The sequence below is a fragment of the Neptuniibacter sp. genome (genome assembly GCF_024231755.1).
In the GTDB taxonomy this organism is placed as follows: domain Bacteria; phylum Pseudomonadota; class Gammaproteobacteria; order Pseudomonadales; family Balneatricaceae; genus Neptuniibacter.
The window spans coordinates 1-13224 of sequence record NZ_JAAEQH010000200.1 but is presented as its reverse complement, the minus strand read 5'-3'; the positions used below and the strand labels follow the sequence as shown (position 1 = coordinate 13224).

14 protein-coding genes are annotated in these 13224 nt (G+C 45.5%); 4 read left to right on the top strand and 10 right to left on the bottom strand.

Annotated features, from left to right (window positions below):
- The 4 genes from GY843_RS10540 to GY843_RS10525 form a co-directional block, all read right to left on the bottom strand.
- Window positions 1–908, bottom strand: a 908-nt coding sequence (locus tag GY843_RS10540; RefSeq protein ID WP_297309317.1) for a TonB-dependent siderophore receptor, incomplete at its 3' end; no start/stop codon positions are given.
- A 53-nt stretch (window positions 909–961) separates the two neighbouring features.
- Window positions 962–2542, bottom strand: coding sequence for an ATP-binding protein (locus tag GY843_RS10535; protein WP_297309315.1), 1581 nt, complete (start codon window positions 2540–2542; stop codon window positions 962–964).
- Window positions 2543–2552: 10 nt separating this feature from the next.
- On the bottom strand, window positions 2553–3545 hold the full coding sequence (locus GY843_RS10530) for an ABC transporter substrate binding protein (RefSeq protein WP_297309313.1): 993 nt from the start codon (window positions 3543–3545) through the stop codon (window positions 2553–2555).
- A 236-nt stretch (window positions 3546–3781) separates the two neighbouring features.
- Window positions 3782–4282 carry a hypothetical protein gene (locus tag GY843_RS10525; RefSeq protein WP_297309312.1) on the bottom strand — a complete coding sequence of 167 codons (501 nt, stop codon included), beginning with the start codon at window positions 4280–4282 and terminating at the stop codon, window positions 3782–3784.
- Window positions 4283–4378: 96 nt separating this feature from the next.
- On the opposite strand from GY843_RS10525, the gene GY843_RS10520 reads away from it, so the two are divergent.
- Entirely contained in the window at window positions 4379–5683 is a 1305-nt protein-coding gene (locus tag GY843_RS10520; protein WP_297309310.1) for a GGDEF domain-containing protein, read from the top strand.
- Window positions 5684–5690: 7 nt separating this feature from the next.
- On the opposite strand, the gene GY843_RS10515 is transcribed toward GY843_RS10520, so the two are convergent.
- From GY843_RS10515 to GY843_RS10505, 3 genes are all read right to left on the bottom strand, one after another.
- Window positions 5691–6041 (bottom strand): ribbon-helix-helix domain-containing protein, encoded by a 351-nt coding sequence (locus GY843_RS10515; protein ID WP_297309307.1) that lies wholly within the window; start codon window positions 6039–6041, stop codon window positions 5691–5693.
- 367 nt (window positions 6042–6408) lie between these two features.
- Window positions 6409–6978 carry a DJ-1/PfpI family protein gene (locus GY843_RS10510; RefSeq protein ID WP_297309305.1) on the bottom strand — a complete coding sequence of 190 codons (570 nt, stop codon included), beginning with the start codon at window positions 6976–6978 and terminating at the stop codon, window positions 6409–6411.
- Window positions 6979–7083: 105 nt separating this feature from the next.
- Window positions 7084–7806: an ABC transporter substrate-binding protein gene (locus tag GY843_RS10505; protein ID WP_297309303.1), complete on the bottom strand. Its 723-nt coding sequence runs from the start codon at window positions 7804–7806 to the stop codon at window positions 7084–7086.
- 144 nt (window positions 7807–7950) lie between these two features.
- Between GY843_RS10505 and GY843_RS10500 the strand changes: the two genes are divergently transcribed.
- A complete protein-coding gene (locus GY843_RS10500; protein WP_297309301.1) occupies window positions 7951–8817 on the top strand; it encodes a helix-turn-helix domain-containing protein in 867 nt (288 codons plus the stop codon).
- On the opposite strand, the gene uvrD is transcribed toward GY843_RS10500, so the two are convergent.
- Window positions 8810–11023, bottom strand: coding sequence for a DNA helicase II (gene uvrD / locus GY843_RS10495; RefSeq protein ID WP_297309299.1), 2214 nt, complete (start codon window positions 11021–11023; stop codon window positions 8810–8812). The two genes, GY843_RS10500 and uvrD, sit on opposite strands and share 8 nt — an antisense overlap.
- Window positions 11024–11266: 243 nt before the next feature.
- On the opposite strand from uvrD, the gene GY843_RS10490 reads away from it, so the two are divergent.
- The gene (locus tag GY843_RS10490; RefSeq protein ID WP_297309297.1) at window positions 11267–11665 is read left to right on the top strand and encodes a hypothetical protein; all 399 of its coding nucleotides are present in this window, start codon (window positions 11267–11269) and stop codon (window positions 11663–11665) included.
- A 64-nt stretch (window positions 11666–11729) separates the two neighbouring features.
- Here the strand turns inward: GY843_RS10490 and GY843_RS10485 are convergent, their stop codons facing one another.
- Both GY843_RS10485 and GY843_RS10480 read right to left on the bottom strand, forming a co-directional pair.
- Window positions 11730–12695: a homoserine kinase gene (locus GY843_RS10485; protein ID WP_297309296.1), complete on the bottom strand. Its 966-nt coding sequence runs from the start codon at window positions 12693–12695 to the stop codon at window positions 11730–11732.
- A 12-nt stretch (window positions 12696–12707) separates the two neighbouring features.
- On the bottom strand, window positions 12708–12986 hold the full coding sequence (locus GY843_RS10480; RefSeq protein ID WP_297309294.1) for a DUF2782 domain-containing protein: 279 nt from the start codon (window positions 12984–12986) through the stop codon (window positions 12708–12710).
- 86 nt (window positions 12987–13072) lie between these two features.
- On the opposite strand from GY843_RS10480, the gene GY843_RS21035 reads away from it, so the two are divergent.
- The coding region (locus tag GY843_RS21035) for a hypothetical protein (RefSeq protein WP_367183832.1) at window positions 13073–13224 on the top strand (152 nt) is incomplete at its 3' end.

Below are 13224 nucleotides of genomic sequence, written 5' to 3'. Positions count from 1 at the left end.
TAGGTGATGTCAGCTAAATATACTTCATCATTCTGGATCCCTTTGGGGTCTAATGCCTGGGCTCCACCCGCACCTATACCGCCATCATTACTGATCCAACTCCAGAGATTTAATTCCCAGTTTTTATTGCTTAGGCCAAGTCTTGTTTCGAGGCGTTCGTTCCCTGTAGATAAAGCTCCTGGCGCCAGGGATACATCGGTGAGTAGAACACCATCCAGAGTTGATTGAAGGTCAGAGCCGATTACTCGGTCTGAATCCCCATTGGTATGCTGGTAGGACAGGCTGAAGAGCAATTCCATATCATTCCAAGAATCACCATGCTGTAGCCATAGGTCACGAGAATCAAAGGAGCCAACGCGAGCCCCCATTTCAGTGCCTGCTATCGACTGAGCATCTTTAGTAATGACATTGATAACACCTGAGTAAGCGTCAGCTCCATAAACGGCTGAGCCGGGGCCCCGAATCACTTCAACCCGCTCAATTGCTGCAACCGAAAGATTAAATAATTCGGGGCGGCTACCTGAATGGGAATACTGAAAAGGCACACCATCAATAAGTAATAACACTTGGGAATTGTAGCCGGTATGAATTCCCCTGATTGAATAAACAGGATTTAGACGGTTTAGTGCCGAAGGTGCGATATGTAATCCGGGAACGCTCTCCAGTACCTCGTTAAGCGTTCTGGCCCCCAATTCTTTAATGGCTTCTGCAGAAATCACAGACGCTACAGCGGGTGCCTTATCAATAGATTTTTTACTACCGGTAGCAATACTTACGAAAGCTTCTTCCCCGTAGAAGTCAGCAAATTCACTTCCTTCTTCAAAAGAGTTTTCCTCAGCGGCATGTGTTAGACCACCTGAACTCATCATCATAGGAAGTACTAGAAGGACGCTTAGCCTGCTTTTCATAATTGTTTTCTTCTGGCCTGTTAAAGACTACAAAATGTTATAAATATCAGATATTAACCCGCTTGAACATCGTCAATGGATTCCAACCTGTTAATACAAAAGGTAAATGTACTTCCTTGACCCTCTTCACTGCTGACTAACAGTGATCCTCCCATCATTTCAGCGAAATGTTTGGAGATGGCTAATCCTAGGCCAGTACCACTGTGTTTACGTTTTACACTGCCATCGAGTTGCTCAAACTTTAGGAAAATCTGGTTCAGTTGTTCTGCGGGAATACCTTTCCCTGTATCCGATACTTTCCAGATGATTTCACGGTCATCAATTGAACAAACGAGTACTATCTTGCCATTTTCAGTAAATTTGCATGCATTGGATAACAGATTTATCAGGACCTGCTGCACTTTTTCTTTATCCAGTTCCACCCTGTAATCCTGCTCCGGATAAGTAATGGAAAAGAGATTATTATGCTTCAAAGCTAAGGGGCGGATTGTGCTTTCAACCTCTTTGCATAATGAGGTGAGAGAGCATTGCTGAATCATCAGATCCATCTTTCCTGCTTCACACTTCGCTAAATCGAGAATCGAATTGATCAGATGCAGGAGTCTTTGAGATGACTGCAAAGCTGAGTTTAGGTCTTCTACCTGATCATCAAATTCGGGATGGAATTCAAGCTCTTCTATAACCAGCTCGATGTAACCGGTTACAGCTTGAAGTGGTGTGCGTAACTCATGGCTTATATTCGCCAGAAATTCTGACTTTGATCTGGCTGCAACCAGTGCAGCATCACGAGCCAAGACAAGCTCTCGGGTGCGAACTTCAACTTCAGATTCTAGACCGCTGTTGAGAGCAATGAGTGCATCTTCTTGTATCTCAAGAGCACGCATCATGGCGTTATAGCTTTTTGCCATACTGCGAACTTCTTTGGGGCCTTCAACAACGGCATAGGTATGTTCGCCAGACGATTGAGCAAGGTCCATGGTTTGAGAAAGTTGGAAAATTGGACGTGTTAGCTTTTGTAATACCTTATAGAGCAGCCAGATAAAGAATACTGAAAGGATTAAAGTTGTTATCAGGTTATAAGTGATCAGGTTTTGAGTAAGTTGTTGGAGCGATTGTTTAGAGACTTCCAATACCACAAAGCCAAGTAAATTTGCGGCCTCGGGTTCAATTAGTAATTGATCGGCACCATTGGATTCAGATGATGTCTGAATGTCCAGAAAGACGGGTGCAGCAATTAGCCAGGCATTGGCTGTATCTCGGACAACCTTGGCATTCTCTGTTGCAAACCATTCGGTAAGTTCCGTAGGCTCCCAGTTGATATTCCCTTGGGAGAGAAGAGGGCTTTGATTGTCGGTAAAGATAACTACACCTGTCACATCATTAAAACCTAATACCTGTGAGAGGGCTTCCTGCGCATTTTCTTTGCTGGCTGTAATCAGAGACAGCACACTTAACCGGGATAAATTTTCTGCGATCCTAAGAGAGTTCTGCTTAAGGGCTTGCTTGGATTGGTTGTAAGAAGTCCATACAGAGGTAACCGAACTGGTGAGCGATAACAGACAGATAACAACTATCAAGAAAATCAGGAGTTGTCGCCACATACTGCGTTTTTCGTAACGACTCAGAAATCGCATCTTATCCTCTCTAATAATTACTTTGAGGGAATGTTTGGTAAAAAGAACTCTTCAACTGCGAACTGTATTCCAATCCAAGATGAGATGCGGTTCGCAAATTGACGCCGACCCTTAAAGAATCTGAAAGTTGAACCCCTGGTTTTTCCCCTTCGTGAAACATTGAATTGAGCATCTCAGCCAGTCGCACACCGTCTTGAGAACTGTCAGGAAAAAGGGTGAATAGGAAACCGCGTTTCACGTGCCCAGGTTTGCTGGAAAAAACGACCAGGTTATTTTCCCATGATTCCCTGAGTAACAGCGGCAGAATGACCTTTTCATTGGCGGTAACGGAATCCAGCGGCACCCATATAGAATCTTTTTTCTGATCGGCAGTTTTTAGGATCTGTTGATAATGCTTAACGGCTTCCCGAATATCTGCAGCCTTATAAGAGATGAGTTCAAGCTTATTAGTCTGCGCAGACGTTTGGGCTTTATCTATTAGCCACTGGGTTTTTGCTGTGTAAACAACATGGATCCTCTGAGTATCTGGTGAAAGCTCACGGAGTTGTTTAAACAGGTTGGTTGGGTTGGCAATCAAGCTCACACCAGAGATGCCATTGGGTTTAATTGGCAATGCGCCCGTAACTAAAGGATATTTATTCTTTAAGATTTTGTTGAAGGAAAGTCCTCTTCGCCCTAAGGTCACAACCATATCAACCTGGTCGCTCTCCATTTTTTGCAGCAAACTGTCCGGGGCAACTGGTGAGTCAATCGGGTATTTAACCAATGTACCGAAGTGCTTGGCTTCAATGCCCTCGATTATTTGATCAAACACCTGTTTATATGGGGCAGGGACCTCAGGATATACGATTGCCAGAGTAGCAGCAGCGGAGGGCGAAGCTAGAAAAACAAAGGTTATACAGGCTTTATAAAACAATAGCCGGGTAGAAATCAGTAGCTTGTATTTTGACGAACTCCATCTGCATCTAGGCATTAGCAAGCAATCCATTAAACCTTCAGTCAAGCTTATTATTTTTATCTTAATATCAGCAGGTTAAAGAAATGACCTAAATCTGTCAGACGCTGATAGGGAAAGTAATACTCCAATTTCTTGCATTATAAACCAGTAATACCCGTCTTTGGCTAGTGTATTAACTCTTGTTCCTAAAATACTTCGACTTCTATTGTTTAAAACAAAGTGTGATTAACCAAAACCTTAAAAGCTCATAACATTCAGACTCTTAGGGGAAATCAGTAGAATCATGAACGCAACGATGATACTAACCCTGATAGCTGAGTTATTCTGGCATTACTCAACTGGCGATAATCGAGATAGGGGCAGACGATCAGCTTGTTTTCTGGATCAATCGCAAAGTAATTGTCTACCCAGTGCAAGCTTCCCAACCCCAATTGGTTCGCATAGGTTTTACCACACACGATATGAATTATTTCTTGTTTGCTAAGATCAGGTTTGGAGAAAAGCAGAGCGGCATCACCGTGTGATTGGAATAGGTCTGAGTCACGCAAGCGTTGCCATGTAGCAGGAAGGTTTGGCTTCTTTTCCTCTGAGTAGAGCTGAAATAGAAATTTAGCACTGACGTTGAATACTTTCCGCCAATGGTTACCTGTTTCCTGGGCAATGTAAGCTATTTCACCCGGCACCATAGACCGTAGGCGGTTAAGGCTCGGATAGTCATCCAGCTCTGGCCTGTTAGCTATATATATGGCGATGGAAAAGTTGTGGGGGCCTAAACCTATCATCTACTCACACCTGCCGGTGGATTTGCGGCTATTCTGTAACGTGGATTAATTAAATCAAGTCAGATATTTTGGGGTAAAAGGGTTAGGAAAGTAAGTATGTCTTCCGAGCACAGTCATCTGGTACATATCAAAACTCATGAAGAACTCGCGTTGTATGAGCTGATCCCCGATATTGTCTGGGTGTTTGATCTTGATAAGCATGGCTGGTGGTGGGGCAATTCTGCGGCTATTAGTTTTTGGGGACTGAATACTCTGGATGAACTAATTAATAAAGATCTTTCAGGGGATACGCAGGGAGCACGTGATCGAACAGTACAAACTTTCGAGTTGGCGGCTAAGAATGGTTTAACTATCGACCCCTGGACCACTTATCCTGATGGCAAACCGAAAACACTATATATGCGCCATCGTGCTTGCTTGCTGGGTCCTGAGAAGCATCGTGGCATCATTGCATACATCAATGAAGAGGTGAATCTGGGAGAGACACCGGAGAACTTATTATTGGTGGAGGCGATGCGTTACACCACTGTATTGGTTACCAGTTTTACTTTTGATGGGCAGGTTATTGTAGAGAACCCATCTGCAACTGAAGCTTACAAACACATCCAGCACCTGCCTCAGAATGATGGAAACTCCCCTTTTAGTTTGCGATTTGATAATCCGGATGAGGGGCAGCGTTGCCTCACACGTGCAGTCGAACAACAGGGAGGGCGCTGGACCCATCTAATGCACACAACTCAGGGGCTACGAAAGCATACGCTGGATATCCGGGTTACAAGGCACCCTTTAAGTGGTGAGTTCTTAATCCTTATGGCGGAATATGATGTCACCGAATTGCATCAGGCATTGGATAAAGCCGAAGAGGTGCAGGGTGAGCTGCGCCGCATGGCGCACTATGATGCGTTGACCGGTTTGCCTTCTCTCTATTTCCTGCTGGAGAATGCTGAGATGTTCTTCGCCAATGCGATCAGAAATCGTGATCAGGTCGCAGTGCTCTTTATTGATCTGGATGGATTTAAAAAGGTCAATGATACTTGGGGCCATCCGATAGGGGATCGGGTATTAATCGATGCGGCTACACGTATATCTCAGCAGCTCCGACGTGCGGATCAGGCTTCTCGTATAGGAGGTGATGAATTCTTAGTTATGCTCGGAGGCGTAAATAAACCTGAGGATGCCGGTGAGGTCGCGCAAAAACTGATTGATGTGCTAGAACAGCCTTTTATCTTCGAATGTGAAGACAAGGACGATATTGAGGCAAGAATAAGTGCCAGTATTGGCATCGCGTTTTGTCCTGATCACGGAGATGATCTGGAACAGCTGATCAAAGTTGCTGATACGGCAATGTATAAAATCAAACATTCGGGTAAGGGGAGTTTCAGCTTTGCTGAAATCCTATAGTCACGCATTAGTGACGTAATTCGATCTCTTTTTGCAAAATGCTGTCAGCATCTAGTTCTGCTATAGCTACCTTCTCATTGATTGGGATATCTCCGCTGAGTTGTAGAGCCAGATAGCGCATACAGCAAACACGGAGGAATGAGGTAAAGTTGCCAAGGTCATGTCCTGCATCAATCGACTCATGGTAAAGCCGAGTCAGCATCTGCGGGATGTTCATATGGTCACGCCGCGCAATACTTTCTAAAGTGCTCCAGAAATAGTTTTCTAACCGCACACTCGTCACCATACCGTCAATTCTGATGGAGCGGGTACTGCTCTTCCACAGCTGTGCATCTGCATCGATAAAAAGTTTACACATACCAACCTCTTTATAATATCCAGGGACTGAGTATAGCGGCTAACGACCTGCTGGGCTGGATGGCCGTTAGGGAACCTGCGAATAAGTCCTGGACTTCCTCAGTGGGCAATAAAACGACTTAATACCTCAAGGGCACCTAGTGCGCGAAAGGCAGTGTAATGACTAGTCCTTTCCAAACTGCCTGACAAAGCAGTAAGTCGTTTAAGTGTCCACCCCTCGGGGCTTACAGAGCGATCCAATCCCTTCGTTAACGATTTTCAGCGTACAACCAGTATGCTTGTAATCGTTGCCTTGATATTGTAGCGCTCTGTAAGCCTGAGTCGTTCAGGACTTGTTCGCAGGTTCCTTAGCCTGATTACATCTCTGCTTATTGATTGAGTAGAGACATAAACTGGGACAGCCATGCAGGATGTGCAGGCCATGCTGGGGCTGTGACCAGATTACCATCGGTCAGTGCCGCATCAATATCGATCTCAGTATATAAACCACCAGACTGATTTACCTCTGGCATACAGGCTGGGTAGGCGGAACATTTTTTACCTTCAAGCACACCTGCTGCAGATAGCAATTGAGCACCGTGACAGATGGCTGCAACCGGTTTGTTTTCCGCAAAGAAGTGACGAACCATTGCTAACACTTCTGGATTCAGACGTAGATATTCCGGAGCACGACCACCAGGGATTACCAGAGCATCATATTCTTCTGCTTTTACATCTGCGAAAGTCGCGTTCAGGGTGAAGTTGTGACCACGTTTTTCGGTATAGGTCTGATCACCTTCAAAGTCGTGGATAGCTGTTGCAACTGTATCACCGCTGGCTTTATCCGGGCAGACCGCATCTACAGAGTGACCTACAGCTAATAGAGTCTGGAAGGGCACCATGGTTTCGTAATCTTCAGTGAAATCACCGGTGATCATCAGAATTTTTTTATTGTTCATTTTTTAGCTCCGATTATTGAGATGGCTTGTTTCAATAGGTTCGAAGCACAGTAGCAGGTAGCAGAAATGAGAGGGTATTAGCGGAATACTACAACTGAAAAGTGCTTATTTATTAGGTAAATACCTCTGGATGATTTTATCACGTTGACCACTTTGTATGATCTTTTCGATAGCGTGGTTAATTGGCTCAACTAGGTCTAACCGCTTACGATGGATTCGGATATGCAGGCTCGCTTCATCATGTACAGGTCCCATGCTGAGTTGAATTTTTTCAGGCGCTGACAGGAATATCTCCTGATTAATAATTCCAACGTCCGCCCGCTTCAATGCTAATGCTCGCATTAGTGCTTTTTCGTTATGAAAGTTAATTCGTTCCCCAAAGTACTGAGCTCCTCGGTAATCAAAGCCCCTGATTGTGGCGACTCGTTTGTCGGTCAGGTCTGACAATTTATCGATTTTAAATTCAGCGCCACTTGGGAAAATGAATATATCCTTCGACCAATAGAAAGGTTTGCTGAAGATTTGTACTGCCTGTTCTAAGGGCCTTTTTCGCCACGCCGGGTTAGCGCAACATGAAAGCTCGAACTCGCCATTTTCAAACCCTACTCTGCGTCTTAAAGGCGGAATAGGTACGAGAGAGGGGGCCAATCCAGCCTCTTTGAGAATCGCTTGAAATAGGTCAGGGTAGATACCTCTAGCTTTGCCTTCCTGAAGCATCGAAAGAGGGGTTCTTTGTTGATCATAGGTAGGTACAGTTATCTGCTCCGCAGCAGTTAAATGCGTAGATAAACTAATAAAAAGTACCGCTGCGGTGGCTTGTGTAATCACATTAATCTGCCTTTAGCAGGTGACGAGAATCTTAACTATATAACAGGGTAGCTATTATTGCTGTTCGTACCCTTTTATATGAGTGTATGGCAGTTGTTTTCTTACCTGACTATGATGGTAGAAATCGAGCGTTAGGTTTGGGTTATGGTTGCCATTAAGAAAACAGGTTTTGAAAATGAGCGCTTACAATGCTTAGGCATCGAGCCGATTCGATTTTCTGCGCTGAAGGCAAAATTACCTTCTCAGCCTGAACGGGTTGAGTTCTATATGTTGTTTATCGTGACAGGAGGTGTGGGTAAGCATGCTGTTGATTTCGTAGAGTACCCCTTGTGCGAAGGAGATCTGATTTTTATCCGGCCGGGGCAGGTTCAGGAATGGTATGACTATGCAGATCTGGAAGGGGAGGTCATTCTGATTGAGCCGACATCACTCGCTAATGAGACTTTATCGTCTCTCGATAATAGGCCTGAGTTATCTCTCCTGCATTGGCCAAATATGGTGAGCATAGATCAGGGGAGCAGGAGGGATCTGCTGCAATCTCTACAACGTATACGTCGGGATTTTACGCATTTCGATTCAAGCCCTATGGATATTGCTCTGATCCGACATGAGTTGCTGGGCTTATTGTTACGTATAGCTCGAGGGCTAAGCCAAAATAACATGGATAGCTCTTTCTCAAATAGGAGTTTAAGAACTTACTATTTGTTTAAGGTCCTATTGGAAGAGGAATACAAGCAACATCATCAACTCAAGTTTTATGCGAAACGTCTCGGTTATGCTGAAAGTACGCTAAGCCGGGCATCGATACGGGCAGAAGGTTGTTCTGCCAAGGTTATGATTGATCGTAGGGTCTCACTGGAGGCGAAACGGATGTTGGTGCACAGTGATGCATCAGTCGCTGAGATAGGTTTTTATCTGGGCTTCAGCGAGGCGACAAATTTTGTTAAATTTTTTCGCCGCCTCGAAGGTTGTACCCCTCAACAGTTTAGGGAGCAGAAGCTGATCAAATAGGCTGTAGGTTTGCGAACCCAACCACCAACCATTTTGAACCTTCATAATCAAAGTTTACCTGTACCCGTGCTTTCGCGCCTGATCCTTCAAAGTTCAGGACTGTGCCTTCACCGAATTTACTGTGCATAACCCGCTGACCCAGTGCCAGATTTGTTTCGGGCACATCACTGCTGCTTAGTGAACTGCTGCCGAATAAACTGCTGCCCTGATTATCGTTATAGCGGCTGGTAACCGGGCGGCTGACACTTGCGTTGAGGCGTACCTCTTCCATTAATTCACTTGGGATCTCGCTGATAAAACGGGAAGGGCGATTGTAGTTATCCTGGCCGTGCAGGCGGCGAGATTCAGCATAAGTGATAAACAGCTTTTGCATGGCACGGGTGATACCCACGTAACAAAGGCGACGTTCCTCTTCTAGACGGCCTGGTTCCTCTATGGACATCTTGTGCGGAAATAAACCTTCTTCTACACCGGCTAGGAATACCTGCGGGAATTCCAAACCTTTCGCAGAGTGTAGAGTCATCAGCTGAACACTGTCCTGATACTCGTCTGCCTGAGCATCACCAGCATCAAGCGCAGCCTGGTCAAGAAATGCTGCCAGTGGAGAACTGAACTCTTCATCCAGATATTCATCCCATTGACTATTGAATTGCTTAGCCGCAGTGACCAGTTCTTCAAGGTTTTCGATACGGGACTGGGCTTTTTCACCCTTCTCTTTTTTATGATGTTCGATCAGGCCAGAGTGCTGGATCACATGTTCTGTCTGTTCGTGCAGCAGAGTATCTTCAGTGTCCTGGCCCATCTGATTGATCAGATCGAGGAACGCCTGCAGAGCATTGGATGCACGAGCAGGTAGTTTTTTCAGCTCAACGATCTCATTGGACGCACGCCACATGGAAATAGCCTGACTGCGGGCATGCTCACGAATGATTTCAATGGTGCGTGTACCGATACCGCGGGTAGGTACATTGATTACGCGCTCCATCGATGTGTCATCATCACGGTTGCTGAGCAAGCGCAGGTAGGATAGAGCGTTTTTAATCTCGAGGCGTTCGTAGAAGCGTTGACCACCATAAATTCGATAAGGTACACCGCTACGAATCAGGGCTTCCTCAAGAACACGGGATTGGGCGTTAGAGCGGTAGAGAATTGCGTTCTCGCGGCGAAGGCTTCCGTCGCGCACCCATTTCTCAATCTGATCAACAATAAAGCGTGCTTCATCCTGTTCATTAAAAGCCGCATAGAGTGATATAGGTTCGCCTTCGTTGGATTCAGTAAACAGCTCTTTTCCCAGACGTCCCTGATTATTGCGGATTACGCCATTTGCGGCTTTTAGAATAGTCTCTGTGGAGCGATAGTTTTGCTCCAGCTTAATGGTTTCTGTGCCGGGGAAGTGTTCCGGGAGATTTTGAATATTCTCGATTTTTGCGCCACGCCAGCCATAGATCGACTGATCATCGTCACCCACGGCCATCAGTTTACGCTGCCCACCACAGAGCAGCTGTAACCAGCCGTACTGGATGCTGTTGGTGTCCTGGAATTCGTCCACCAGAATATAGCGGAAGCGTTCCTGATAGTGGGCAAGAAGCGCAGGATTCTTATCACGGAATAGTTCTAGTGAGCGCAGTAATAGCTCACCAAAATCGATCATGCCGCCACGTTCACAAGCTTGTTCATAAGCCTGATACATCGACAGCATCTGGCGTTCATTAATGTCGTTACGTGGTTCAATGTGCTGTGAGCGCAGGCCGTTATCTTTCTGGTCGTTGATATACCACTGGAACTGACGAGCCGGCCAGCGTTTATCATCCAATCCCATCTCTTTTGCCAGACGTTTGATCAAACGGAGTTGATCATCACTGTCCATTATCTGGAAGTTTTCCGGCAGCCCAGCATCTTGCCAATGGGAACGTAGTAGACGATGCGCCAAACCATGGAACGTACCAACCCACATGCCCTGTGTGTTGATGCCAAGCAGCTCTTCAATACGGCTTCGCATCTCTTTGGCTGCTTTATTGGTGAAAGTAACCGCCATAATCGAGTAGGGGGAGATCCCCTCAGTCTGAATCAACCAGGCAATACGATGAACCAGCACTCTTGTTTTGCCTGAGCCTGCACCGGCTAATACCAATAGGTTCTGCACTGGAGCGGTTACTGCACTTCGCTGAGCATCGTTAAGGGAATCGATGATATGGGTTACGTCCATAGCTGCACTTTTGTCACTGTATAAATAATCAGTGGAGGATTATAACGGGAGTTGAGCCATTTGGTTAGCATTGAAGATGAATGGAGTGATCGGGATGGGTTGTTACAAAGCTGGTTAAATTCTTTACATATTAATTGATGATTTTCTGATCATATTTGGTATTATGCGACTTTGGTTTTAATACTAAAGACTAAGGCCATAGATAAGAATAAGGCTAATAATAACTAAGCTACGGACTTTCTCATGCTACAAGACACCTACATACTGATTAAAAGGGATCATTCAGGACAATTTTGTTTAGATACTTTCCGCGAAACGTATGAACTTCCCATCTGCTTCTCTCGAGAGCAGGCTGACTACTTGTTAGATTTTGCGGAATCTCGTCTACCGTGTCAGGAAGGCGATGAATTTGTTTTGGTTAAAGGTCAGATTGATATTAATGCTGTCAGTAACAGTGCGGAGTTGGTGAAGGTTGTATCTGAACAGTATGACGTGAGTAGTTGGGACGTTGTAGCCAGTAAGAAGGCAGAAGATCGTAGTTCTGCTAGCTATCGTGATCGTCTAGTTGCCGATTTAAATTCCACCCGGCAGAGGCTTATGGAAGCTCGATCGGCTCGGGGCTTGGATCAGCCTTTTGCATAACTGCTTTCAGTAATAAAAAATCCCCGGAATGGGGATTTTTTAATGTCTGCTGTCTTAAAAAGCCTTATTCAGTGGCGGGTAGTTGGCTCGGATTTTTCCTACGGTAAAGCAGAATCTGCTTTAGTTCATCAGGGTCTTTCAGTTTCTGCTCGCTGTTCTCATCCAACCAGGGAATCAGACGTGAGAGCCAGAATCTCATTGCCGCTGTACAGGTCAGAACAGGCCAGGCTTTGTGCTCATCAGATGTAAACGGGCGCGCTTCTGCATAGGCTTTTAGCAACGCCTGTTCACGTTTACTATCAATTGATCCATCTGGATTACAGCACCAGTCATTGGCGACAATCGCCAGATCAAATAGCAGGAATGCAGAAGCGGCATTGTATAGATCAAGTACGGCGCTTACTTCTGTTCCCTGAAACAGTACATTGTCGTGAAACAGGTCGCCATGAATAGTGCCCATCTTGATGTTGCCCGGGTGTTCACGGAGTTGGTCAAAACGGGCAACTTCCTCATGTAGCATTTGGGCATCAGTCGCGGGTAATTTAGCGGCAATCAGTTCACTTTCTCGGCGCCACCAGAATACGCCGCGATGAGCCTGGCGTTGCATATAGAAATCTTCTGCCGCAACGTGAAATTCGCCTAGAACTTTACCGATGGCAGCGCAGTGTTCAGGAGTTAATTCGGTCTGACCTACGTGCTCACCATAGAAACGAGGTTGCAAAGCCGCAGGGCGGTTCTTCAATTTCTTCAGACCGATACCGTTACAGTCCTTTATCGCATAAGGTACTGCAACGTTTCGTTCATGAAGCCACTGACACAGCTCTATAAAATAGGGCAGCTCTTCGTAACTCAATTCTTCAAACAGAGTGAGTACATACTCACTTTGAACGCTTTGGTTATTTAGTGTGACAAAATAGTTGGTATTCTCGATACCACCTTCAATACCTTTATAATTGTGCAGTTTGCCGAGATCATAGTCGGCAAGCAATTGCTCAAGATCGGTATTGTCCAGTTGAGTGTATACAGCCAAGGTGGTCTCTCTTTACCAGCGGAACAGGATCCATTTAGGGATCAGCATCTGTGATTCTTCATGACGAATAAACTCACCTTCACCAGGAGCTGGAATTAGGTAGTACTCCTTACCATCTTTTGGCACAACCTTAATCTCTTTCAGCTGACCGTTAACCCGGTACTCATAATAGGTTTTGTCATCTTCGTGGTGGATGGTGATCTGTGGTTCATTTTCATCTACCAGTGGAGGAACTTCAGCCTGAGCCAATGGCGCAGCCAGCAGGAATGCGGCTAACAACAACTTTTTCATTTTTATTCCCTATTTGTCGGTTTTGGCGGCGCTGCTTATCGACTATGATCTGTTCCTTTAAAGAATAACCAATCCGGATACTCCTGATGAGCGAACAGCGCCAATCCTCTAACTCTCCTCTCATTCTAGTCGACGGCTCCTCGTATTTATACCGTGCATTCTTTGCTTCACAGCAAGCAGACCTGAGAAATTCTGCTGGAATTCCTACTGGAGCAATACGTGTCGTGACATCGATGCT

Coding starts and splice junctions, on each gene's coding strand:
- GY843_RS10535 (WP_297309315.1), bottom strand. CDS start 2,542: ATGCGATTTCTGAGTCGTTACGAAAAACGCAGTATGTGGCGACAACTC.
- GY843_RS10525 (WP_297309312.1), bottom strand. CDS start 4,282: ATGATAGGTTTAGGCCCCCACAACTTTTCCATCGCCATATATATAGCT.
- GY843_RS10520 (WP_297309310.1), top strand. CDS start 4,379: ATGTCTTCCGAGCACAGTCATCTGGTACATATCAAAACTCATGAAGAA.
- GY843_RS10515 (WP_297309307.1), bottom strand. CDS start 6,041: ATGTGTAAACTTTTTATCGATGCAGATGCACAGCTGTGGAAGAGCAGT.
- GY843_RS10510 (WP_297309305.1), bottom strand. CDS start 6,978: ATGAACAATAAAAAAATTCTGATGATCACCGGTGATTTCACTGAAGAT.
- GY843_RS10500 (WP_297309301.1), top strand. CDS start 7,951: ATGGTTGCCATTAAGAAAACAGGTTTTGAAAATGAGCGCTTACAATGC.
- uvrD (WP_297309299.1), bottom strand. CDS start 11,023: ATGGACGTAACCCATATCATCGATTCCCTTAACGATGCTCAGCGAAGT.
- GY843_RS10490 (WP_297309297.1), top strand. CDS start 11,267: ATGCTACAAGACACCTACATACTGATTAAAAGGGATCATTCAGGACAA.
- GY843_RS10480 (WP_297309294.1), bottom strand. CDS start 12,986: ATGAAAAAGTTGTTGTTAGCCGCATTCCTGCTGGCTGCGCCATTGGCT.